The following is a 22102-nucleotide window of genomic DNA, read 5'->3' as shown; positions in this document are numbered from 1 at the left end:
GGGCGGGGCTCGGGAATGTCCGACCGCGGCCGGGCGACACGGCGGCGCCCGGCGTCGGGGTCCGGCGAGGCGTCGGTGGCGGTGCCGGGCTCGGGGGAGGTCACGGGGACGGCGGCGGGGCCGGCCCCCCGGGACCCCGCCGGAACCCCCGTTCCCGACGGGGTCGACTCGTGGAAGGGCCGGCTGTCGGTCGCGACCCGGGCGCGGGCCAGCAGCCCCGCCCCCAGACAGCCGGCCGCGTCGCCCAGCTCCGCGGGCACCAGGGCCGGCGGGTGCTGGAAGGTGATCCGCTCGCGCAGTGCCGTGCGCAGCGGATCGAGCAGGGTGTCGCCGGCGCGGGCCAGGCCGCCGCCGACGATCACCACCTCCGGGTCGAGCAGGGTGATCCCGGTCAGCAGGCCGTCGGCGAGGGCGGCCACGGCCTCCCCCCACACCCGCGTCGCGCGCGGATCGCCCGCCTCCACGGCGCGGGCCGCGTCGGCGGCGTCGGCGGCGGGATCGCCGCAGGCGGCGGCCCAGGCCCGGCCCACCGCCGAGGCGGAGGCCAGCGTCTCCAGGCAGCCGCGCTGTCCGCAGCCGCATACGGGGCCGTCGGGACGCACCACGATGTGACCGATCTCGCCGGCGCCGCTGTGCGCGCCGGCCTCGACCCGGCCGTCGATGCCGATGGCGCCGGCGATGCCCGTGCCCAGCGCGAGGAAGAGGAAGCGCGAGGCGCCCCGACCGGCGCCCAGCAGCCCTTCGGCCAGGCCGCCGGCCCGCACGTCGTGTCCGACGGCGACCGGGATGCCGGCGAGGCGCTCGCCCAGCAGTCGGCGCAGCGGGACGTCCCGCCAGCCGAGGTTCGCGGCGTACCGCACGACATCCCCGTCCCCGTCGAGGATGCCGGGCACGACCACGCCCGCTGCGACGGGTGGGGCGCCGAACCGGTCCAGACCGATGGAGACCAGGTCGTCGGCGAAATCCAGGAGGCCGGTGAGAGCGGCGTCGGCGCGACCGTCGGCCGTCGCTCCCTCCGCCGGGCCCGTCACGCCGGCGGCCGACGGCCCGACTCCACCGGTGGGGCGGCGGGCCTCGTGGACGGGGTGTCCGTCGGGGCCGATCAGCGCGGCCTTCATGCCGGTGCCGCCCACGTCGAGGGCGAGCACGTGATCGGTCGCCGCGCGCGTGGGAGCGTTCTCGGGGGGACTCACGGGGCAAGTCTCGCCCGAAGACCCCGGAAAGGTCTAGTCCAGTGTGAAGGGCTGTCGTGACTCCTTCCTCCCGTCCCGGGTGCGCCCCTCGCGCCTCGGCGCCCCCACCGGCGCCCGACCGTCGCCCCCGCGCCCCCTGTCGGGCATCCCACCGCCCGGCCCCTCGGGGCGAGTTGCCACCGGAAACCCCGGAACCCCGCACCGGAGGCCCCATCATTAATCCCTTCCGTCCCATCCGCCACACCCACCCCGGTGGCACCGGCCGGGAAATCCGTTGCGAAAGCGATACCCGCCTTCCCGGCGACACACCCCGTCACGGCACGGCAGACTCGGCCCCCAACCGGCCCGGCCCCGCCCGGCCCGGCCCGACCGGGGGACGAGACACCGGTCACCGACGTCCGCCCGCCCACCCCGCGGCGCGGTCGGCGCCACCGGCCCGGGCACACCTCCCCGGCCCCGGGCCACCCGTCGGCCGGCGCCGCGGCACGGCCCCGACCACATCCCCCGGCGAGACCACGGAAGACCAGGGGGTTGTGAGAACGTGAGACGACGAGACTTCATCGGCGCCGCCGCCGGCCTGTTCGCCGCCGGTGCCCTGCCGGCCTGCGGCAACCGACAGGCGGACCCGGGCGCTTCCGCCGACATCCTGCGCCTGGTCGCCGTCGAGCACGGCTCCGACTCGGCCACCGGCAGCACCGAGAGCTTCTGGAACGAACTCGTGCGCCGCTTCCGCCGCGACCATCCCGATCTGATGATCGACGTGACCGTCTTCCCGCCCGACGAGGCCGACGCCCGCGTCGCGGAGATGGTCGCCGCCGGCGAACCCCCGGACATCGCCCAGCTCGGCGCCTACGCCGAGTTCGCCGAGGCCGGTCTGCTCCACCCCGCCGGCGACCTGCTCACCCTCCCCATGCAGTCCGACTTCCTGCCCGGACTCGCCGGGGCCGGGGAGATGCGCCATGTCCAGTACGGCCTGCCCTACGCCACCGACACCCGTCGTCTCTTCTGCAACCGCGAACTCTTCGAGAACGCCGACCTCGACCCCGACAAGCCGCCCGCCACCCGGGAGGAAGTGCGCGAAGCCGCCCTCGCTCTCGCCGCCTCCGGCGTGCCGACCCCCTACGGCCTGCCGCTGGGCCCCGAGGAGGGTCACGCCGAGGCCGCGATCTGGATGCTCGGAGGCGGTGGTGGCCTCACCCGATCCGGTGGCGGCTACGCGCTGAACTCCGCGGAGAACATCGAGACCTTCACCTGGCTGCGCGACCAGCTCGTCCGTCCCCGTCTCACCGGGCCCAACGACCCCGGCACCACCGACCGGCGCGAGGTCTACCGGGGATTCGGTCGCGGTGAGGTCGCGATGATGCACGCCCACCCCACTTTCCTGCGGCAGGCCGAACTCTTCGACATCGCCTACACCACCGGCCCCGTTCCCGGCGTCGACGGCCCCTCCGAGGTCACCCTGGGCTCCGTCGACTGGCTGATGGCCTTCAACGGCAACGGCCGACTCGACGCCATCCGGACCTTCCTCGGACACGTCTTCGCCACCGAACACGTCGTCGCCTTCGCCGAGCGATACCACCTGCTACCGGTCACCGTCCCCGCCGTCGAACGGATGCAGGTCAGCGACGACCACACCCGCTTCCGGCCCTTCCTCGACCAGCTGCCCGTCGCCCGCCCCTTCCCGGTCGGGAAGGCGAGCTGGGCCCGGGTCTCCGGAGAGATGCGCCGCACCATCGGCGAGGCGGTCCGGCCGGACAACGACCCGGCGCGGGTACTGACCGCCCTCCAGCAGTACGCCGAGCAGCAGGAGGCGGCGGGCTGACCCCGCCGGGCGGGCGACTCCGGCCGGCCCCCGCCACCGAGCCGCTGTCCGTCGACGCTCCTAGACTGGAGCGGTGAGCAGCGCCGGCCGACCCGAGCACGCCGGGCGACCCGGAGATCCGGACCGCCCGGTGGCCGGTGCCCGCCCGGAGCGCCACGGGCCGGCACCGGCGGCCGGTCCCGAAGCCGCCTCCCCCGGCGGCCCCGACACCCCGTCGGCGGCCTCCGATGGGAGGGGGACCGCGCCGCAGGAAGCGGCGGGGGCGCGCACACCGCGCGTCCCCGCCGCCCCCGCCCCCGCGTCGGCCGACGCCGGGACGCCGGAGCCCACCGACGAGCCCGGGCCCGACACCCCCCGCACGCCGCCCGCCCCGGCGGAAACCGCCCGAGCCGAGGCCACCCAGGGGGTGGGAGACGAGCCCCCCACCCGGCCCGATGAGGACGCCCCCGGTGTCCCGGGGGGCGGCGTCGAGGCCGGTGGACCCGGCGGCGACACGGAGAGCCCCACCGCCGAGGGCCCCGGGGAGGTCCGGCCGATCCCGGAAGGGGAGGGACACGACGCCCCCCACCCCACCGACGAGCCCCCCGACGGCGCCCCGTCCACCCCTGCCGACGCCGGACCCCTCACCGATCGAGACCTCGCGATCCTCGGCATCGCCGCCCGTACCTTCCCCAACCCCGGAGTCCGTGACCGTGTCATCCGGGAGCGGCTGGGCATGTCCCCCACGCGTTACCATCAGTTGCTCAACGCGCTCCTGGACGACCCCGCCGCCCTGGCCCGGGACCCGGTCACCGTCAACCGTCTCCGTCGCCTGCGCGACCTCCGCCGCTCCGACCGCTGAGCCCTCCCACCACCTGGGGCGGGGTGGTCACGGGCGTCGCTCGGCGGAGCGTCGCACTCGGCGGAGCGTCCACCCGTCGCCCCGCCACGGTCACCCGCCGTGGCCCCGCCCGGTGAGCGACCGCGCGACGCCGCGTCCGTCCCCGTCCGGCCGTGGCCGAACGCCGCCCCTCGCGATCACCGGCCCCGGCCGCACCCGTCCCGGGTCCCCGCGCCCGTCCACCCGCCACCGACTCCGTGGGGAACGCCTTCCGGCCGACCCGGCCCCGTCACGCCCCGGGCGATCGACGCGCCGGTAGGCTCGCCGGCATGGGCAGCCATCCCGCACTCCCCGTCCCGACCACGGCAGCGGGCCGCGACGGCTTGGCGGCGTTCCTCGCCGCCCCCGAACGCGCGCTCGTCGCCCTCGACTTCGACGGCACCCTCGCGCCGATCGTGCCGAATCCCGAGGACTCCCGGCCCCACCCCGACGTACCCCCCGCACTCACCCGCCTGGCGCCCCTCATCGGTGGACTCGCCGTCATCACCGGCAGGGCCGCCGCCGACGCCGCGCGACTGGGCGGGTTCGAGGCCCTGCGCGGCACCCCCGGCTTCGACCGTTTCACCGTCCTGGGCGCGTACGGCGCCGAACGGTGGACCGCCCTCGACGGGCGGCTGACCACTCCGCCCGCGCACCCCGGTGTCATGGCGGCCCGCGCCGACCTCCCCGGCATCGTCCGCGACGCACTGCCGTCGGACCGTGTCCACATCGAGGACAAGGGTGGCGCCCTCGCCGTCCACACCCGCCGTGCCGCCGACCCCGAGGCCGCCCTGGAGGCCCTGCGCGAGCCCCTCATCCTCCTCGCCGCGCGCCACGCCCTCACCGTCGAGCCCGGTCGGCGCGTCCTGGAACTGCGTCCACCCGGCACCGACAAGGGAGCCGCCCTCGCCGAACTGGTCCGCTCCGCCCGTCCCTCCGTTGTCCTCTACGCCGGGGACGACCTTGGCGACCTCGCCGCCTTCGAGGCACTGGTCAAGCTCCGGGACAACGGCCTGCCCGGGGTACGGGTGTGCAGCGGCAGTACCGAGGTACCGGCGCTGGTCGAGGCGTGCGACCTGGTCGTCGACGGGCCCGCCGGGGTCGCCGCACTGCTCTCCGGTCTCGCGGACGCCGTCGCCGGGACGGGGGACGGGAACCGGGCCGACGCCGGATAACCGGCCGGGGGCCGGGGGCCGGCGCGTGCGAGGGCCGGTGCGTTCGGTACCCGGTGTCCGGGGTGGGGTGAGCCCGACGTCCCGCCCCGGGCCCGGGGCCGGGGCCGGGGTTTGGAGCAGGCCCCGGACGGAACGATGCGGGACCTCGGAGTACCGGGGTCCCGAACCCCGTCCCGCGCCCCGCACCTCCGATCCCGGTCGAAGTCCGCGCCGGGGAGAGCCGTCCCCTTGACCCGGAGTGCACTCCAGGTGTCACTCTCGGGGCATGAGCGACACCTACTCCCCGGCCGAGGCCGCCGAGCGGAGCGGCTTCAGTCTCGACACGCTGCGTTACTACGAGCGCATCGGACTCCTTCCGCCCATCACCCGCACCTCCACCGGTCACCGTCGATTCTCCGAGCGGGACCTGGAGTGGCTGGGTATGTTGCGGTGTCTGCGGGACACCGGCATGTCCATCGCCCAACTCCGCCGCTACGCCGAACAGGCACGCGCCGGCGACGGCACCATCCCCGGGCGTCTCGCCCTCCTCGTGGAGCACGCCGCGCGGGTCGAGGAGCACATCGCGCTCCTGCGCGAACAGCAGGAACGGCTGCGCCGCAAGATCGACTGGTACTCCACCATGGCGCCGGCCGCGACCGTGTCCTCCGCCGAACACGGTGGGTCCGCCGGGTTCGAGCGCGAGGCGGCCCGCTCCGGCGTGGCCGCCTGACCCCTGCCGGCTCCGGGGCCGAACCCGGCCCCGGGTGAGGGACGGCGCCGACCGGGGTGGGGCACGACGGCTGGGGGTGGGTGAACGCACCTGCGCGTCGGGTGGGGTCGCGGAACGTTCCATGACCCCACCCGACGCGCAGGTGGCCGGCGGTCGGTGGGGAGGCCGGCACGGTGTCAGAAGCCGGTCACCGCGATCCCGAACAGCAGGACCATCCAGCCCGCCAGGGTCAGATACCCGAGGATCAGGCCCGCGAGGGCCATGCCCTCGCCCTTCTCACCGGTGCGCTGGACATCCGAACGGGCCTTGTGCCCGAGGATGATCGCAGGGATCGACGTCACCCCCCACGTGAACGGGCACAGCACCCCGCACACCAGCGCGCCCACCGCGTTGCCGTTGGTCTGCTGTGGGGGCGGGACGGGCGACCAGGGACGCTGGGGCACGTACGGCATCGGCGCGGGCACCGGTCCCTGGAAGGTCGGTACCGGGGCGGGCAGCGGTGAGGGCCCCTGCGGCAGGTCGGCGAGCAGGCGGTGCAACTCGCCGTAGGTCGCGGCGGCGTGCACGTGCGCCATCCGCTGCTCGAACTCGTGTTTACTCAATCGGCCCTCGGCGTATCCGGCCTTCAGCACGTCCTCCGCACGCGCCCGATCCGAATCCGAGGCGCGCATCATCGGTTGCTGACCACCGGGGCCGGGCATGGGGCCCGGCTGCCGTTGGGGCACGTTTCCGTACGGACCGGAGCCCGGCCACTGCTGCATCGACATCCCCGTACCTCCCCGCACGTCGTACGTGCTCTGCCCCCATCATCCCGGACGCCTCCGGAAAGAGAGAGGTTCCCTCCGATTCGATGCCGGCAAGCCGTGCCACCGGTGCCGTGACCGGCTGTGATTCCGTCTGATGGCGATGAGTTCCGGCGGGCGCGAAACCTCTGTTGGCGTGTCCGCGTCCCGTCATACAGTGACATGCGGGGGACACCGCATCCCGCGCGTGTACGCGCCGACGCCGTGAGGTGTGGCGTGTCGCACCCTCATCCGCCGTGCTGCCCCGGGGAGTTCTTGTCATGAAGCGTCGTCTTGCCGGTCCCGCCGTGGCGGGGATGGTGGCCGCGGGTCTGTTGTTGACCGCTTGTTCCTCCGATGGTGAGGGGGATGACGGGGCCGCCGCGCCGATCGAGGGTGCGGACGGTGCCGGGGAGGCGACGGAGGAGCCGGAACCCGAGCCGGAGGAGCCGGCCGAGGACCCGGCTCCGGAGGACGACGGCATCGACCGCCCGGAGATCCGCGTCGCCGACGACCTGGAGATGATCTTCGAGGAGCCCGACACCGACGATCCGGTGGAGCGAGCCATCATCGCCGATTCTCGGCGTCAACTGGAGGCTGTCTACGAAGTGGCCACCAACCACGACCCGGAGAATGGTTCCGTCTCCTTCTATACTCAGGGGAATGCCCTTTTCCGGGAGATGGGGCTGATTGAAATCTTCCTGGAGGAGGGAAGCGCTTCGGCCGGGAAAATGGTTTATTTTGGGTGGGGGGTTGAAATGCTTGATGATGCATCTGCGCTGGTAACCTTCTGTAGAGATTTCAGTGATGTGTACACCAAGGATTTCACCACCGGGGAAGTGATCGAGGAGGCGGATTCCGAAGCCCTACCCACGCGGTACGTCAACCGGGTGGAGTTGGGTGAAAACGGAGTTTGGCAGACGCATGAAAAGGAGGCCGAGGTGGATTCTCCGCAATGTTGACAAGAGGTAGGTCCTTCACTCTCCTCGCTCTCACTTTCATCCCTCTTCTTTTCGGATCGTCAACTGCTCGCGCGGATCGTGAGCGCCAGGTGGACGAAAAACCACCCCCGGTTGCCGAGTCGGATGGTGGGGGTGGTATCGGTGCTGGGGTTTCGACTCGGCCGAAGATCACGTTCTCGCCTGCGGCTTCGGGGTCGGAGGGGGCGTTGGCGTCGTCGTCGTGGTCGCCGCCGGCGTGTTATTACGCGCCGGTGAATACGCCTGCGGAGGCGGAGGCGTATTGGACGGCGGTGCAGGGTCGGATCATCTCCGCGCCGTTCCCGCAGGAGGACAAGGATTCGGCGCGGGTCGGTCACGAGGGGCGGTTCGGGGAGGAGGGGGAGTTCCCGGATTTCAATCGTGATCTCGATGGTGAGGGCATGTTCTGGATGCGGGTGACGAACGAGGATTTCCCGGCTTCGGAGCGGTTCGCGTGTGAGTGGCGGTTGTTCTGGGTGGATTTCTCGGAGTCACCGCCGGTGGATGCTTTGGTGGTGTCGGGGGAGACGTTGGCGGCGTTGGCGTGGGAGCAGACGCGGGTGCCGGATACGGAGTTGTCGTTGAATCCGGATGCGGTGCAGACGGTGAATCTGGCGACGTGGGTGTGGTTGGACGGGGATCGGTTCGCGCCGGTGTCGGTGCGGGCGTCGTTGGATGGTTACGGGATCTGGGCGGAGACCACCGCGCGGCCGGTGGCGATGCGGTTGGACGCGGGGACCGGGGACGCGGTGTTGCATCCGTCCGGTGGTCGGTGCGGGATGCGGGGGGCCTCGGTGGGGGAGCCGTACGCGCGGGGTCGTGCGGGTGAGGATCCGCCGTGCGGGGTGACGTATCTGCGCTCCACCCATCAGGCGGGGTCGTACCGGCTCAGTGCCACGGTGACGTGGGAGGTGACCTGGCGCGACCATGCCGGCGCGGGCGGCACGCTGCCCGACGGAGTGGTCGACGGCGGCACCGATGTCACCGTCCGGGAGGTCCAGGCCATCGTCCGCTGAAGGGCTGAAGGGTGGAGCCGTGGGGAGCGAGGGGCGACACCCGCTTGATGCTGTCCTACTCTTGGTGGGATAGTTGGGTCATGGCTGCATCCACGTCATCATCGCCCGCTCGTACCGACGACACGACCGTCAAGAAGTCCGTGACCCTGCGCCGCTCAATAGTGGAGGAGATCGAGGAACGGGCCGGATCCCGAGGGTTCTCCGGTTTTCTGGACGCCGCTGCCGAGCATTGGCTGGCTTTGCTTCGGGCCCGGGAGATCGTTGAGGAGCACGAGCGCGAGGTGGGTCCGTTGTCCGAGGAAGATGTCAGGGGAGCCGAGCGGGCGTGGCGAGGAGAATGAGCCGCGGCCGGTGGACGGAACCGGTGGGCGCCCTTTTCGTTCTCGACGCTCAACCGCTTTCTCTCCTGGCGGATGACGAGAACCGCATGGTGGCGCTTCTGGACGTGGCTCTTCGTGAGGGGTATCTGCCCGCCGTCAGCGCGGTCACGATCGCGGAAGTCAGGCGGAGTGGTGGGGCAGCCCGCCGGCTGCGATGGTTGCGATCCCGCCTGAGGGTGATTCCCGTAACCGAGGAGATCGCCGATGAGGCGGCCCGTTTGTTGGAGGAGACACGCCTCGATGGCCACGAGTGCGTCGTGGACGCGTTGGTGGTGGCTACAGCCGCCGCCTCCTCGGGGATGGTGAAGGTCGCTTCCTCGGACGCCTCCCATGTGGCGAAGATGTGTGCTGCCGCTTCCCTCGACCGTCCTTCTCCTGTGGGATGGGTACGGGTATAAGCCCTTTGAGGGAGTGGGGAGAGCCCCTGAACCCGGGTGGGGCGGCGGCCCCGGCTCAGTGTTCGTCGAGGGCGTGGAGTTGGGCGAGGAACCAGGCGGTGGGCGGCAGGGCGGTCGCGGCGGCGGCGAGCCGCTTGGTGCGGTCGGTCCGTTCCCCCGGCGTCATGGACAGCGCGCGGTGCAGGGCGTCGGCGGTACCGGCGAGGTCGTAGGGGTTGACCACGAGGGCCTCCTCGCCCAGGTCGGCGACGGCTCCGGCCTCGCGGGAGAGCACGAGGACGCAGCCCTCGTCGGAGACGACCGGCATCTCCTTGGCGACCAGGTTCATGCCGTCCCGAATGGGGTTGACCAGGGCCACGTCCGCCATCCGGTAGGCGGCCAGCGAGCGTGCGAAGTCGTCCTTGACGTGCAGCACCACGGGGGTCCAGCCGTCGCGGCCGAACTCGGCGTTGATGCCGTCGGCGACCCGGGAGACCTCCTCGGTGTACTCGCGGTAGATCGCGAGGTCCTGCCGGGAGGGGTAGGCGAAGGCGACGTGCACCACGCGGTCGTGCCACTCGGGGTGGTCGTGCAGCAGGCGGCGGTAGGCGTGCAGGCCGCGCACGATGTTCTTGGACAGTTCGGTGCGGTCCACCCGCACGATGGTGCGGCGGTCGCCGACCTGCTCGCGGAGGGCGGCCAGTCGCTCGTCCACGTCGGGACGGTGGGAGCGTTCGCGCAGGAAGTCGCCGTCGGCGCCGAGGCCGTGGACGCCGATCCGGGTGGTCTCGCCGTCGACGGTGAGGTGCAGTTCGTGGCCCCGGTCGACGACCTCGGCCCCGAGCAGGTCGCGGCAGCAGTCGGCGAACGCCTTGGCCCACCGCCAGGTGAGGAAGGCGGCGCGATCGCCGCCGAGGATGCCGCGCAGGACGGCCCGGGCGATGTCGTCGGGCAGCATCCGGTAGCACTCGGGCGGCGCCCAGGGGGTGTGTGAGAAGTGCCCGATGCGCAGGTCGGGGCGGCGTTCGCGGAGCATTTCGGGGACGAGCGAGAGGTGGTAGTCCTGCACCAGCACCCGGGCGCCGTGTTCGGCCTCGGCGGCGAGGGCGTCGGCGAACGCGGCGTTGTATGCCTCGTAACCCGCCCACTGCTCCTCGAAGTGCCGGTCGAAGAGCGGCTCGAGCGGCGACCGGTAGAGCAGGTGGTGGACGAACCACAGGACGGAGTTGGCGATGCCGTTGTAGGCGGCGTCGAAGGTGTGGGCGGGGATGTCGAGCATCCGCACGGCCCGGCCGTCGGTGTCGGCGGGGTCGAGAAGGCCGCCGGCGGCGCGTCGGACGGCTTCGCGGTCGATGTCGTTCAGGGCCGCGCAGACCCAGGTCCCGGCGTTGTCTCCGAGGGCGCCGAGGCCGGAGACGAGGCCGCCTCCGCCGCGTTTCGCGACGAGCGTGTCGTCCTCGCCGGGTGTGAAACCGACCGGGCCGCGATTGGACGCGACCAGGACCTGATCAGAGGTGGCCATGGCCGGAGGATAGCCGGCCAGGGGGGCGGTCAAACGTGTGTCCGGTCACGCACCCGGGGCGGGAGGGGCACGAGGGGCGCGGGGGGCGTGCCGAAAGGGAGCACGGTGGTGCCCGGTCACACCCGGGGTACCCGGTACCCCGGGGACGGGTGCGGGGCGGTGGCGGTATCCGGCGACGCTGCCGGGGACCGGGTGCCGGCACACGGGGCGGTGTGCGGGGGCCCCGGTCGGCACCGGTGACACCCGGGCCCGGGGTGCCGGTGCCGGTCGGACCGGCACCGTCGATCGTTCGAATGTTCAATCGCTCGCGCTCCCGAGCCGGGGAGTCCTGCCTTTCGGATCGGATCGGATGGGATCGCACGGAATCGGGTGGGACGGGATCGGTTGTCTCCGGGCTCGTCTCCGGGCTCGTCCCGGGATCGTTTCGGCCTGCTTTCCGCTCCGCCCCGGGGCGTGCCCCCTCGTGCCCGAAAGGGGTTCGGCGGGAGTCCGGGTCGGAAGCGGAAGAGGGTCGGCCAGTGGCCGGACGGGGGTCGGGTCGGCGGCTCAGGCGGCCCGACGGGCGGCCATGTACTCGGGAACGGTCACCAGCGGTGGCCGTTCCACGGTGTCCACGGCGTGGTGGCGGGGCGCGAACCCGCCCTCGGGGGCACGGTCGAACTGCGTGATGCCGGGCCGGATCGGGATCACCCCGGGCGGCACCGGGAGACGGGACTGCGCGGTGCGCAGGATGGCGGCGGCCATCCTGCCGAGCGCCTGCCCGTCCTGGTGCCGGTGGCGGCGCACCCCCACGTCGACCTGGGCGATGGCGTCCAGCCCGCACAGGTCGAGGGTGTCCACCAGGGTGCCCAGCTCCACGCCGTAGCCGACCGGGAACGGCAGGCGTTCCAGCAGTGAGCGACGGGCGGCGTACTCCCCGCCGAGCGGCTGGACGACACCGGCCAGCTGCGGCCAGTGCAGGTTCAACAGCGGGCGGGCGACCAGTTCGGTCACCCGTCCGCCCTGGCCGGCGCCCGACGCCTCGGTGCCCAGCGGCCGGTCGTACATGGCCTTGACCAGGTGCACCCCGGGGTCGGTGAGCAGGGGGCCGATGATGCCGGAGGCGAATGTGGAGTCGAACTCCTTGAGGTCGGCGTCCACGAAACAGATGATCTCGCCGCTCGCGGCGAACAGCGAGCGCCAGAGCACCTCGCCCTTGCCGGGTAGGGCGGGCATCCGGGGCAGGATCTCGTCCCGGTGCACGACCTTGGCCCCGGCGGCGGCGGCCACCTCGGCCGTGCGGTCGGTGGAGCCCGAGTCCATCACCAGCAGTTCGTCGACCAGGGGTGCGTCGACCATGAGGTCGCGGCGGATCGCCTCGACGATCTCGCCAACGGTCGCCTCCTCGTTCAGCGCGGGGAGCACGACGCTGACGCTGCCGGCCGGGCCCGCCTTGCGCTTGGCGGCCACCAGCCGTGACAGCGGGCGGTCGGCGGCGGTCCAGGACCGGCGACTCAGCCACTCCGTTGCCTCTTCCAGCACGATGTCGCTCCTCGGTGTCTCGGGAACTGGACGGACCGAGTCATTGTGCGGGCCGTCGGTTACAGTCTTGAGCAGCGAAGATGACCTCCGCATATCGGGGGCCTCCGCTTGACAATCGCATACAGCTCATCCAGAGGGGCAGAGGGAACGGCCCGTTGAAGCCCCGGCAACCCTCCCGCCGGTCTCGCGATTCCGCTGCGAGGTCCCCGGTGGGGAAGGTGCCAATTCCGTCCCGTGACGAGGGTCGTCGCGGGGAAGATGAGGAGAGAGGGCCTCGCTCCCATGTCCGTGCTTTCAGCACCCACCACCCCCGCTTCCGCCGCTTCCACCGCCCCCGTCGATCTCGGACCGGCCTCCGCGCTGTCGTGTCGCGAATGCGGGCAGCGGTACCCGTTGGGCCCGATCTTCGCGTGTGCGGAGTGTTTCGGCCCCCTGGAGATCGCCTACGACCTTCCCACCGGTGATCCGGAGGGGCTGCGGTCCCGGATCGAGGCGGGCCCGGCGAGCATCTGGCGATACGCGGAGCTGCTGCCCGTCCCGGCTGACGTGGCGACCAAGCCGAACCTGAACCCGGGGTGGACCCCGCTGGTGCGGGCGGACCGGCTGGCGGCCGAGCTGGGCGTGACCGGTGGGCTGTGGGTGAAGGACGACTCCGGCAACCCCACGCACTCCTTCAAGGACCGGGTGGTGGCGAACGCCCTGGAGGCGGCGCGCGCCTTCGGTTTCACCACCCTCTCCTGCTCCTCCACCGGCAACCTGGCGGGCGCGGTCGGCGCCGCGGCGGCCCGGGCCGGTCTGCGCTCGTGCGTGTTCATCCCGCACGACCTGGAGCAGGGCAAGGTCGTGATGGCCGCCGTGTACGGGGGCGACCTGGTCGGCATCGAGGGCAGCTACGACGACGTCAACCGTTTCTGCAGCGAGCTGATCGGCGACCCGGCGGGCGAGGGTTGGGGCTTCGTCAACGTCAACCTGCGCCCGTACTACGCCGAGGGGTCCAAGACCCTGGCGTTCGAGATCTGCGAGCAACTCGGCTGGCGGATCCCGGACCAGCTGGTGATCCCCATCGCCTCCGGTTCGCAGCTCACCAAGATCGACAAGGGTCTTCGGGAGCTGATCTCCCTGGGGCTGGTCGAGGACCGGCCGTACCGGATCTTCGGCGCCCAGGCGGAGGGCTGCTCGCCGGTCTCCCGCGCCTTCAAGGACGGGCACGAGGTGATCCGGCCGGTGAAGCCGGACACCATCGCCAAGTCGCTGGCGATCGGCAACCCGGCGGACGGGCCGTACGTGCTGGACATCGCCCGGCGCACCGGCGGCGCGGTGGAGGACGTCACCGACGGGCAGGTGGTGGACGCCATCAAGCTGCTGGCCCGCACCGAGGGGATCTTCGCGGAGACGGCCGGCGGCGTGACGGTCGGCGTGACCCGCAAGCTGATCGAGAGCGGTGTGCTGGACCCGACGCTGTCCACCGTGGTGCTCAACACCGGGGACGGCCTCAAGACACTGGACGCGGTGGCGCCGACCACGGGCCCGACCGCGGTGATCCGCCCGGATCTGGACGCCTTCCGGGAGGCCGGGCTCGCCTGAGCCCGCGCCGGGGTGTCCGGGGACGGACCGTCCCCGGACACCCCGGCGCGGGGGACGTGTCCCACGCCCCCGGGCCCCGGGTTCGCCCGACACCGGGGCGTGGCCTCCCGGCGCACCCCGGCCTCTCCGTCCCTTTCGTGTCTCCACCGTTCCGCATCGTTCAGCCCGACCCGACGGCCCGCCCGCCGCGGCGCCGTGCCATCCGCGTCCCCATCCGGCCCCCGGCTCCCGGGGTTTCACGGCGAGGAGAACCACCCATGAGCGTGACTGTCCGAATCCCGACCATCCTGCGCACCTACACCGGCGGCACGGCCGAGGTGAAGGCGGAGGGAACGACCCTCTCCGAGGTGCTCGCGGACCTCGACGCCAACCACCCCGGCATCGCCGGTCGGGTGCTGGACGACGAGGGGAAGCTGCGCCGCTTCGTGAACGTCTACGTCAACGACGACGACGTGCGCTTCGCGGACGGCCTGGCCACGGAAATCCCCGAGGGCGCGGGGATCTCGATCATCCCGGCGGTCGCCGGGGGCTGACCCTCCGCGTGCCGTCGGCCACCCGGCGTCGAACGGCGCGTTCGACGGTTCGGGCACCGCCCCGGGGCCTTCTCGGTCCCGGGGCGGAGGCGTTTCCGAGGGGCGCTAGAGTGAGTCCACCGGGCTCCGCGCCGGCACATCCGGGCGCCTGAGGCGCATATGAATTCGCGACACTTCGCCACCCCCATGTGCTGAAAACCATCGCCTTGAATGCCGGATTGGCGCGCTTCCTCCCACCCGAACTCTCAATACTTTTCGGCATTTCGCACGCTTTGCCCGTTCCGGGGCTCCGGAATTCCCGGTCGAATGACCTGTTGCAGTGGGCGTCCGGGCGGATACATTCAGCGGCGGTCACGCGTTCCGGCGCACACCCCCGTCCGGCCGGGGGTGGAGCCCGAGAGGTGTGATCCGGGGCCGCGAGGTGCGGTCTCGTGAAAAGGCCGGCAACAGGGGAGTTGGCAATGGCTCAGGGCACCGTCAAGTGGTTCAACGCGGAGAAGGGATACGGCTTCATCGCGGTCGACGGTGGTGCGGACGTATTCGTCCACTACAGCGCGATTCAGATGGACGGCTATCGCACTCTCGAGGAAGGACAGCGGGTCGAGTTCGAGATCTCGCAGGGCCAGAAGGGCCCACAGGCCGATATGGTCCGGGTCACCGCCTGACCTCCGCGGCACCGCAACGTCCGAGTATCCGTCGGGCCCGCATCCTCCGGGATGCGGGCCCGACGCGTGTCCGGCTTCTGGAACGTGCGCTCGGAGCCCTCCGCCGACCCGTACGCGTCCCGATCCCGAGATCGCTCCCGGCCGGGGGTCGGATCCCGGGCATCGGAAACCCGCCCCGGACGGGTGACGGAGCGGGTGCGGTCCCCCGTTCCGGCGGGCCCGGTGGGGCGCGGGCGGTCTCCCGGCGGGGGCGCGCGGGGGGCGCGCGGACGTCCGGAACCTTTCGACCCGGCGGTCGGCGCTTGCACTCTCGGGGGTCGAGTGCTAATCATGGGCTTGGCACTCCGAAGGTGGGAGTGACAAAGAAGGACCGGTCTCGGTGAGGTCCGCGGAACTCGGTGGAGCAAGGAACCACCGTGTGTGCGGGCCGTCCGTCGCGGGCGCCGGCGCGGTCCGGAGCAATCCACCCCGTCTCTGGGAGGACCCCTTCACATGGCCAAGACCATCGCGTTCAACGAGGAGGCACGGCGTGGCCTCGAGCGCGGGATGAACCAGCTCGCCGACGCCGTCAAGGTCACGCTCGGCCCCAAGGGTCGCAACGTCGTGCTGGAGAAGAAGTGGGGCGCCCCCACGATCACCAACGACGGTGTGTCCATCGCCAAGGAGATCGAGCTCGAGCAGCCGTACGAGAAGATCGGCGCCGAACTCGTCAAGGAGGTCGCGAAGAAGACCGACGACGTCGCGGGTGACGGCACCACCACCGCCACCGTGCTGGCCCAGGCGCTCGTTCGCGAGGGCCTGCGCAACGTCGCCGCCGGCGCCAACCCGATGGCCCTGAAGCGGGGCATCGAGAAGGCCGTCGAGCAGGTCTCCGAGGCCCTCCTCGGTCAGGCCAAGGAGGTCGAGACCAAGGAGCAGATCGCCTCCACCGCCTCCATCTCCGCCGGCGATGTCCAGATCGGCGAGCTGATCGCCGAGGCCATGGACAAGGTCGGCAAGGAAGGCGTCATCACCGTCGAGGAGTCGCAGACCTTCGGGCTCGAGCTCGAGCTCACCGAGGGCATGCGCTTCGACAAGGGCTACATCTCCGCCTACTTCGCCACCGACATGGAGCGCATGGAGGCGGAGCTCGAGGACCCCTACATCCTCATCGCCAACTCCAAGATCAGCGGTGTGAAGGACCTGCTGCCGCTGCTCGAGAAGATCATGCAGTCCGGCAAGCCGCTGCTGATCATCGCCGAGGACGTCGAGGGCGAGGCCCTGTCCACCCTGGTGGTCAACAAGATCCGCGGCACCTTCAAGTCCGTCGCCGTCAAGGCCCCGGGCTTCGGTGACCGTCGCAAGGCCATGCTGGGCGACATCGCCATCCTCACCGGCGGTCAGGTCATCTCCGAGGAGGTCGGCCTCAAGCTCGAGAACGCCGGTCCGGAGCTGCTGGGTCGTGCCCGCAAGGTCGTCATCACCAAGGACGAGACCACCATCGTCGACGGTGCCGGCGACAGCGATGCCGTGCAGGGTCGGGTCAACCAGATCCGCGCCGAGATCGAGAACTCCGACTCCGACTACGACCGCGAGAAGCTCCAGGAGCGCCTGGCCAAGCTCGCGGGCGGCGTCGCCGTCATCAAGGCCGGTGCCGCCACCGAGGTGGAGCTCAAGGAGCGCAAGCACCGCATCGAGGACGCGGTGCGCAACGCCAAGGCCGCCGTCGAGGAGGGCATCGTCGCCGGTGGTGGCGTGGCCCTGCTGCAGGCCGCCTCGGTCTTCGACAAGCTCGACCTGGAGGGCGACGAGGCCACCGGTGCCGCCATCGTCAAGCTGGCGCTGGAGGCCCCGCTCAAGCAGATCGCGGTCAACGCCGGCCTCGAGGGTGGCGTCGTGGTGGAGAAGGTTCGCAACCTCACCCCGGGGCACGGCCTGAACGCCGCCTCCGGCGAGTACGTGGACCTGATCGCCGAGGGCATCATCGACCCCGCCAAGGTGACCCGCTCCGCGCTGCAGAACGCCGCCTCCATCGCGGCGCTCTTCCTCACCACCGAGGCCGTCATCGCCGACAAGCCGGAGAAGAACGCCGGTGCCGACGCCGCCGCGGCGGCCGGTATGGGCGGTGGCATGGACTTCTGATCCCCCGGGATCGGAAGGGCCGACCGCGTCACCGACGCACGGTGAGACGCCCGAGGGCGGCATCCCCACACCGGGGATGCCGCCCTCGGCGCGTTCCGGGACGTTCCCCGGCGGCTCCGCGAACCGCCCGGAGTACACCGCTCGCCCCCTCGACCTCGCCCGACCTCGCCCGGATCGGGCCCGACGGCCGAGCAGGTCGACGCGGGGGTGCCGCGACCGATGGAGAACGGCCACCACGTCATCCCGGGGGTTCCTCCCCACGGCCCCGGGTTCGCCACCATCCGCCGTGTCCCGGTGATCCGGCGCCGAGCGGCCCTCAGCCCTCGTTCGCCGGGGAGACCTACCCGGCCGGGGAACCCGCGGATCCGCCGGAGGCCGCGCCGGTGGCGAGGAGGGCGGTGCGCAGGCGGCCCCGGGCGTCCGTCAGCAGACGCCCGGCCGTGTCGGCGTCCACGTCCGCGAGGAGCATCAGGATCGCCGGCTTGACCTCCCCGCCGGTGGCCGCCAGCGCCTTCTCGATCGCCGGCTCCGGGGCGCCGGTGGCCAGTGCGATGATCCGCCGCGAGCGGGCCCGCAGTTTGTCATTGGTGGCCCGCACGTCCACCATCAGGTTTCCGTAGGTCTTGCCCAGGCGGATCATGGTGACCGTCGAGATCATGTTGAGCACGAGCTTCTGGGCCGTGCCGGCCTTCAGTCGGGTGGAGCCGGTGATCAGCTCCGGTCCGACGACCACCTCGATGGGGTGTTCGGCCGCCGCTCCCAGGGGTGTGCCCGGATTGCAGGCCAGGCCGATGGTCAGCGCCCCCAGCCGCCGTGCGTGTTCCACCGCGCCGACGGCGTACGGGGTGCGACCGGAGGCGGAGACGCCGACCACCGTGTCGAGCGGCCCGACGCCCCGGGCGTCGAGGTCGGCCGCGCCGGCCGCCGCGTCGTCCTCGGCCCCCTCCACGGCCGAGACCATGGCCTCCGATCCGCCGGCCAGCAGGCCGACCACGGTCTCGGGGTCGGTGTTGAAGGTGGGCGGGCACTCGCTGGCGTCCAGCACGCCCAGCCGACCGGCGGTGCCGGCGCCGGTGTAGAGGAGCCGGCCGCCCTCCTCCATCCGCGCCGCCACCGCGTCGATGGCCGCCGCGATGCGCGGCAGCACCGCCTCCACCGCGCCGGGGACCCCGCTGTCCTCGCGGTTCATCACCCGCGCGATCTCCAGCGTGGGCAGGCGGTCGATCGCCGCGAGGTCGGACCGGTGGGCCTCGGTGGTCAGACTCTCCAACTGGCCGCGCAGCGGATCCCCACCCGGCCCCGGCCGGTCGGCGGGGCCGGGATTCCCCGGCGGCGGGGATGACGGGGAGGGCTGGTGCCGGGGGTGCTGGGGGATCGACGGGGTCGGGGAGGGAACGGCGCTCATGGGCGTGCGGATCTCCGGGATCGGGCGGGCCGGGGCCGGCGCCGGGGCGCCGGCCGCTCAGCGCGGCTCGCGGGACGGGTGGCGGTGGGCCAGGGCCTCGTAACTGGCGCGCAGCGCGGGCGCCGCGGTGTCGTAGGTGAGCTGTGCCACGCCCACGAACAGGCAGTCCACCACCAGCAACTGGCCGGTTCGGCTGGACATCGCCGCCGGGCGCAACTCGCTCTCGCGGGCGGTGGAGGTGGTCAGCACGTGATCGGCCCAGCGGGTGACCTCGCCGTTCGGGCGGCCGGTGACCGCCACGGTGGTGGCACCGTGGTCGAAGGCCGCCCGCAGCGGCTCGACCACGTCCACGGTGCTGCCCGAGTGGGTGATGGCGAGGGCCACGTCGCCGGCGCGCAACTGCACGGCGCCGGTGACCGCCAGGTGGGGGTCGGTGTGGGCGTGGGTGACCTTGCCGATCCGCAGCAGCTTCTGCGCCAGGTCCTGGGCGACCAGCGAGGAGGCCCCGACGCCGTACAGGTCGATGCGGGGCGCGGCGGCCAGGGCGGCGACCGCGGCCTCCACCTGCCGCAGGTCCAGGGCGCCGGCGGTGTCGGTGAGGGTTTGCCGCTCGTCGCGGGTCAGTTTGGCGAGGACCTCCGCCATGGGATCGTCCACGCTGATGTCGGTGGTCAGGGAGGGGGCGGCACCGGACGCCTGTTGCGCGGCGAGGCCGGCGAGCGCCAACCGCAGGTCGCGGTAGCCGGGGTAACCCAGCAGCCGGGCGGTCCGTACGACGGTGGCCTCGCTGGTTCCGGTGCGCCCCGCGAGGGCGGTGACGGTGAGGGCGGCGCAGCCGGCCGGGTCCTCGGCCACCGCCTCGGCGACCCGCTGCATGGAACGGGTCATGGAGGGGGCCATGGTGCGGACCTTGGCGGCCAGCGCGGCCGGCTCGGGCGGTGCCGGCCGCGGCACGGTGGTGACCGGTCGGGTCCGCTCCCCGCGCCGTACGGCATTTTTCTTCATGGACTCCCTCACGTTTGAAAGATATTTTCGGACGGGTTCTTCCGTCAACCCCGGAGCGCCGGCCGATCGGGGCACGCGCCGGGTTCATACTGGTGGGCGGAGCCGCCCTCGGGAACCCTCGTGCCGGGCGGCGGCGGGAAACGATCCCGGAGGGAACGCGCGGATGGCGGTGTACATCGACCCGCCCCGCTGGCCGGGCCACGGCCGGCTGTGGTCGCACCTGATCAGCGACCGTTCCACCGCCGAACTCCACGCCTTCGTCCTGCGGATGGGTGGTGTGCCGCCCCGCGCCTTCGACCGGGACCACTACGACCTGCCGGCCGAGCGGTACGAGGACGCGGTCCGGCTCGGGGCGCGGCCGGTGGGAAGCCGGGAGGTCGTGCGACTGCTGCACGCCTCGGGGCTGCGTCGCCGCAAGCGGTACGCGCCGCGCCGGTGACCGGCCCGGTGTCGGCGTCCGGTGCCGGTATCCGGTGTCGGCGTCCGGCGCGGACCCGGTGGTGCGCCGCGAGGTGCCCGGGGGCGACGCCCGGGAATCGCCCGGCCCTCCCTCCGGGGCGAGCCGGGGCGGGGCCCGCCCGGCTCGCCCGCCCCGGCGGTGGGCGGTTCGGGGGCGTGGGTGCGGTGGGCCGGTACCCGTTCCCGCTGAGAGCGGGGGCGGGGACGTGGGCGCCCCGACGATTCGCGGCCCGTCCGGGCGGGGAACCCGGCGGCCCGGCGGTCCGCGTGATCCGGAGCCCCCGCCCGGTCGGGCGGGTGGGCCGGGTGGGCCGGTCATCATCGGAGCACTCCGGGCGGGTGGTCGGCGACGAAGCGGGAAGCCTCACGGCGCGAGCGGTGGGAAACCCCTTTGCTCGCGAGGGGGAGGAGGTCAAGCCGTGAGCAGTTCCAGTTCGGCGCGCAGGTTGTACCGGGCGGTGGCCTCCCAGTGCGCCGTCCCGTACGGGGTGCGGTAGAGGCGGGGGAGGGCCAGCAGGTCGCGCAGGACGGCGGCGCGACCCGCGCGGAAGGCGTCGGCGGGCACCGCCGCGTACTCCATCCGCACGGCCGCCGTGTAGCGGGCGTACTCCTCCGGCGGACCGCCGAGCACGCCGAGGTCGGCGTCGCACAGGGCCTCCCCGTTGGTGTCCCCGGGGGCGGTGCGGTGGCCGTCGGTCAGCCGTACCAGGCGGGCGACCTCGGCGATCCGGTCGGCGGGTATCCCGAGGGCGGGGAGTTCCTCCTCGGCCAGGCGGGCGCTGCGCTCCTCGTTGTCCGGGGCGCCCGGCTCGTACACGGCGTCGTGGTACCAGGCGGCGAGTTCGACGGCGACGGGGTCGTCCGCGTGGCCGGTGAGCAGGTCCAGGCGGCGGAGCACGGCCCAGAGGTGGTCGGTGGTGTGGTAGTGCCGGGCGGGTTCGGCCCAGCGGGCGAGGAGGGCGCGGGTCCGTGCCGTGACCTCCGGCCGGTCACCGAGCAGTCTGGCCAGTCGGGTCTCCGGCGGGGGCGCGTAGTCGCCGGTCGTCCCGGGGCCGGTCGTCCCCGGGACGGGCGTGAGGGGTGAACGGACGGGGGCACCGGTCCGTCCGACGGGTGAGCCGGGTGCGGCGCACATGGTCTGGACCTTTCCTCGGAACGGTGTGTGTGACACTCTTTGCGATATGTCTAGACCACTTCTCGAGGTGATCGCCCTCGACGTCGAGGACGCCGTGGCGGCCCGGACCGGTGGGGCTGATCGCCTCGAACTGGTGACCGACATGGCCGCCGACGGCCTGACCCCCTCCCTTTCCATCTTCGCCGCTGTGCGCGCCGCCGTCGATCTGCCGATCCGGGTCATGCTGCGCCCCCGCGACGGGTTCGCCGTCGGCGGGGCCGCCGACCTCGAGCGACTGTGCGCCACGGCCGCCGCACTGCGGGAAGCCGGCGCCGACGAATTCGTCCTCGGCTTCCTCGACGCGGACGGCGAGGCTGACCTGCCCGCGATCGGAGCCCTCCTCGCCGTTCTCGGCGAGGTCCGTTGGACCTTTCACAGGGCCCTGGACCACGCCCGCGACCGGGGCGCCGTCCGCCGCGCCGTGGACGGCCTGCCGGGGCTGGACACCCTGCTCACGGCGGGTTCGGCCGCCGGGGTGGACGCCGGTCTGGGCGTGCTGCGCGAGGAGGCCGCGCAGACCGCCGCCCCGCCGCCCGCCCCCCGTCCCCGCCCCGGCCCCCGCGTGATGGTCGGCGGCGGCCTGCGGCTGGACCACCTCCCCGCACTGCGGGCGGCCGGCCTGAAGGCCTTCCACATCGGTGGCGCCGCCCGGCCGAACGGCTGGGCCGGACCGGTGTGCGCCGAGGCGGTCCGCACCTGGCGCCGCGCGCTGGACACCCCGACCCCCGCAACCCCACCGGTCCCCGCCACCGCCGGCTGACCCACCCCCGGCCGACTCCCCCGCCGAACGCCGGGGCGGCGCCGGAGGGGGTGCGCCCCG

At 72.9% G+C, this 22102-nt stretch carries 20 protein-coding genes, 1 pseudogene and 1 riboswitch; of the genes and pseudogenes, 14 read left to right on the top strand and 7 right to left on the bottom strand.

Going from position 1 to position 22102, the window contains the following annotated elements; all coding sequences use genetic code 11:
• Positions 1-185: 185 nt before the first annotated feature.
• Positions 186-1118: pseudogene (locus LZF96_RS08420) on the bottom strand (ROK family protein); the annotation flags it as partial.
• 616 nt (positions 1119-1734) lie between these two features.
• Between LZF96_RS08420 and LZF96_RS08415 the strand changes: the two are divergent.
• The 4 genes from LZF96_RS08415 to LZF96_RS08400 all read left to right on the top strand — a co-directional run bounded on the left by LZF96_RS08415 (position 1735) and on the right by LZF96_RS08400 (position 5758).
• Positions 1735-3015, top strand: a complete 1281-nt coding sequence (locus LZF96_RS08415; protein ID WP_233868043.1) for an extracellular solute-binding protein — start codon at positions 1735-1737, stop codon at positions 3013-3015.
• A gap of 73 nt (positions 3016-3088) precedes the next feature.
• Complete coding sequence (locus LZF96_RS26955; RefSeq protein WP_233868040.1) at positions 3089-3856, top strand: DUF3263 domain-containing protein; 768 nt, start codon at positions 3089-3091, stop codon at positions 3854-3856.
• Between the two features lie 308 nt (positions 3857-4164).
• Positions 4165-5049, top strand: a complete 885-nt coding sequence (gene otsB / locus LZF96_RS08405; protein WP_233868037.1) for a trehalose-phosphatase — start codon at positions 4165-4167, stop codon at positions 5047-5049.
• Between the two features lie 265 nt (positions 5050-5314).
• Positions 5315-5758, top strand: a complete 444-nt coding sequence (locus LZF96_RS08400) for a MerR family transcriptional regulator (RefSeq protein ID WP_233868018.1) — start codon at positions 5315-5317, stop codon at positions 5756-5758.
• 176 nt (positions 5759-5934) lie between these two features.
• Here LZF96_RS08400 and LZF96_RS08395 read toward each other — a convergent pair whose 3' ends face one another.
• Positions 5935-6525 (bottom strand): DUF4190 domain-containing protein, encoded by a 591-nt coding sequence (locus tag LZF96_RS08395; RefSeq protein WP_308294169.1) that lies wholly within the window; start codon positions 6523-6525, stop codon positions 5935-5937.
• Between the two features lie 296 nt (positions 6526-6821).
• On the opposite strand from LZF96_RS08395, the gene LZF96_RS08390 reads away from it, so the two are divergent.
• The 4 genes from LZF96_RS08390 (at position 6822) to LZF96_RS08375 (ending at position 9314) form a co-directional block, all read left to right on the top strand.
• Positions 6822-7502 (top strand): hypothetical protein, encoded by a 681-nt coding sequence (locus LZF96_RS08390; RefSeq protein WP_233868015.1) that lies wholly within the window; start codon positions 6822-6824, stop codon positions 7500-7502.
• Between the two features lie 251 nt (positions 7503-7753).
• On the top strand, positions 7754-8536 hold the full coding sequence (locus LZF96_RS08385; RefSeq protein WP_233868012.1) for a hypothetical protein: 783 nt from the start codon (positions 7754-7756) through the stop codon (positions 8534-8536).
• A gap of 80 nt (positions 8537-8616) precedes the next feature.
• Positions 8617-8877 (top strand): hypothetical protein, encoded by a 261-nt coding sequence (locus LZF96_RS08380; protein ID WP_233868009.1) that lies wholly within the window; start codon positions 8617-8619, stop codon positions 8875-8877.
• Positions 8874-9314, top strand: a complete 441-nt coding sequence (locus tag LZF96_RS08375; protein ID WP_267940644.1) for a PIN domain-containing protein — start codon at positions 8874-8876, stop codon at positions 9312-9314. Before LZF96_RS08380 ends, LZF96_RS08375 begins: the two co-directional genes overlap by 4 nt.
• Before the next feature lie 55 nt (positions 9315-9369).
• On the opposite strand, the gene LZF96_RS08370 is transcribed toward LZF96_RS08375, so the two are convergent.
• Complete coding sequence (locus LZF96_RS08370; protein ID WP_233868003.1) at positions 9370-10815, bottom strand: trehalose-6-phosphate synthase; 1446 nt, start codon at positions 10813-10815, stop codon at positions 9370-9372.
• 546 nt (positions 10816-11361) lie between these two features.
• Entirely contained in the window at positions 11362-12336 is a 975-nt protein-coding gene (locus tag LZF96_RS08365) for a glucosyl-3-phosphoglycerate synthase (RefSeq protein ID WP_233868347.1), read from the bottom strand.
• Positions 12337-12459: 123 nt separating this feature from the next.
• Positions 12460-12601: riboswitch (SAM riboswitch) on the top strand.
• A 17-nt stretch (positions 12602-12618) separates the two neighbouring features.
• On the opposite strand from LZF96_RS08365, the gene thrC reads away from it, so the two are divergent.
• The 4 genes from thrC to groL all read left to right on the top strand — a co-directional run bounded on the left by thrC (position 12619) and on the right by groL (position 17239).
• Complete coding sequence (thrC, locus tag LZF96_RS08360; RefSeq protein WP_233868001.1) at positions 12619-13920, top strand: threonine synthase; 1302 nt, start codon at positions 12619-12621, stop codon at positions 13918-13920.
• A 257-nt stretch (positions 13921-14177) separates the two neighbouring features.
• Positions 14178-14453 (top strand): ubiquitin-like small modifier protein 1, encoded by a 276-nt coding sequence (locus LZF96_RS08355; RefSeq protein WP_233867998.1) that lies wholly within the window; start codon positions 14178-14180, stop codon positions 14451-14453.
• Between the two features lie 461 nt (positions 14454-14914).
• Positions 14915-15118 carry a cold-shock protein gene (locus LZF96_RS08350; protein WP_004986573.1) on the top strand — a complete coding sequence of 68 codons (204 nt, stop codon included), beginning with the start codon at positions 14915-14917 and terminating at the stop codon, positions 15116-15118.
• A 492-nt stretch (positions 15119-15610) separates the two neighbouring features.
• Positions 15611-17239, top strand: coding sequence for a chaperonin GroEL (gene groL, locus LZF96_RS08345; protein WP_233867995.1), 1629 nt, complete (start codon positions 15611-15613; stop codon positions 17237-17239).
• Between the two features lie 340 nt (positions 17240-17579).
• Here the strand turns inward: groL and murQ are convergent, their stop codons facing one another.
• On the bottom strand, positions 17580-18644 hold the full coding sequence (murQ, locus tag LZF96_RS08340; protein WP_233867992.1) for an N-acetylmuramic acid 6-phosphate etherase: 1065 nt from the start codon (positions 18642-18644) through the stop codon (positions 17580-17582).
• Positions 18645-18701: 57 nt separating this feature from the next.
• Positions 18702-19649, bottom strand: a complete 948-nt coding sequence (locus LZF96_RS08335) for a MurR/RpiR family transcriptional regulator (RefSeq protein WP_267940643.1) — start codon at positions 19647-19649, stop codon at positions 18702-18704.
• A gap of 163 nt (positions 19650-19812) precedes the next feature.
• Between LZF96_RS08335 and LZF96_RS08330 the strand changes: the two genes are divergently transcribed.
• Entirely contained in the window at positions 19813-20088 is a 276-nt protein-coding gene (locus tag LZF96_RS08330) for a DUF4031 domain-containing protein (protein WP_233867978.1), read from the top strand.
• Between the two features lie 432 nt (positions 20089-20520).
• Here LZF96_RS08330 and LZF96_RS08325 read toward each other — a convergent pair whose 3' ends face one another.
• Complete coding sequence (locus tag LZF96_RS08325; protein ID WP_233867975.1) at positions 20521-21243, bottom strand: hypothetical protein; 723 nt, start codon at positions 21241-21243, stop codon at positions 20521-20523.
• A gap of 46 nt (positions 21244-21289) precedes the next feature.
• Here LZF96_RS08325 and LZF96_RS08320 point away from each other — a divergent pair, with 46 nt between their 5' ends.
• On the top strand, positions 21290-22042 hold the full coding sequence (locus LZF96_RS08320; RefSeq protein ID WP_233867972.1) for a copper homeostasis protein CutC: 753 nt from the start codon (positions 21290-21292) through the stop codon (positions 22040-22042).
• The last annotated feature ends 60 nt before the right edge of the window (positions 22043-22102 follow it).

Source organism: Streptomyces sp. ST2-7A, assembly GCF_021390475.1.
Classification (GTDB): Bacteria; Actinomycetota; Actinomycetes; order Streptomycetales; family Streptomycetaceae; genus Streptomyces.
The sequence above is the reverse complement of the archived record's forward strand: the minus strand, read 5'-3'. Positions and strand labels throughout refer to the sequence as shown.

Coding starts and splice junctions, on each gene's coding strand:
- LZF96_RS08320 (WP_233867972.1), top strand. CDS start 21,290: ATGTCTAGACCACTTCTCGAGGTGATCGCCCTCGACGTCGAGGACGCC.
- LZF96_RS08330 (WP_233867978.1), top strand. CDS start 19,813: ATGGCGGTGTACATCGACCCGCCCCGCTGGCCGGGCCACGGCCGGCTG.
- LZF96_RS08350 (WP_004986573.1), top strand. CDS start 14,915: ATGGCTCAGGGCACCGTCAAGTGGTTCAACGCGGAGAAGGGATACGGC.
- LZF96_RS08400 (WP_233868018.1), top strand. CDS start 5,315: ATGAGCGACACCTACTCCCCGGCCGAGGCCGCCGAGCGGAGCGGCTTC.
- murQ (WP_233867992.1), bottom strand. CDS start 18,644: ATGAGCGCCGTTCCCTCCCCGACCCCGTCGATCCCCCAGCACCCCCGG.
- LZF96_RS08395 (WP_308294169.1), bottom strand. CDS start 6,525: ATGTCGATGCAGCAGTGGCCGGGCTCCGGTCCGTACGGAAACGTGCCC.
- otsB (WP_233868037.1), top strand. CDS start 4,165: ATGGGCAGCCATCCCGCACTCCCCGTCCCGACCACGGCAGCGGGCCGC.
- LZF96_RS08390 (WP_233868015.1), top strand. CDS start 6,822: ATGAAGCGTCGTCTTGCCGGTCCCGCCGTGGCGGGGATGGTGGCCGCG.
- LZF96_RS08325 (WP_233867975.1), bottom strand. CDS start 21,243: ATGTGCGCCGCACCCGGCTCACCCGTCGGACGGACCGGTGCCCCCGTC.
- LZF96_RS08335 (WP_267940643.1), bottom strand. CDS start 19,649: ATGAAGAAAAATGCCGTACGGCGCGGGGAGCGGACCCGACCGGTCACC.
- LZF96_RS08380 (WP_233868009.1), top strand. CDS start 8,617: ATGGCTGCATCCACGTCATCATCGCCCGCTCGTACCGACGACACGACC.
- groL (WP_233867995.1), top strand. CDS start 15,611: ATGGCCAAGACCATCGCGTTCAACGAGGAGGCACGGCGTGGCCTCGAG.
- LZF96_RS08355 (WP_233867998.1), top strand. CDS start 14,178: ATGAGCGTGACTGTCCGAATCCCGACCATCCTGCGCACCTACACCGGC.
- LZF96_RS08375 (WP_267940644.1), top strand. CDS start 8,874: ATGAGCCGCGGCCGGTGGACGGAACCGGTGGGCGCCCTTTTCGTTCTC.
- LZF96_RS08370 (WP_233868003.1), bottom strand. CDS start 10,815: ATGGCCACCTCTGATCAGGTCCTGGTCGCGTCCAATCGCGGCCCGGTC.
- thrC (WP_233868001.1), top strand. CDS start 12,619: ATGTCCGTGCTTTCAGCACCCACCACCCCCGCTTCCGCCGCTTCCACC.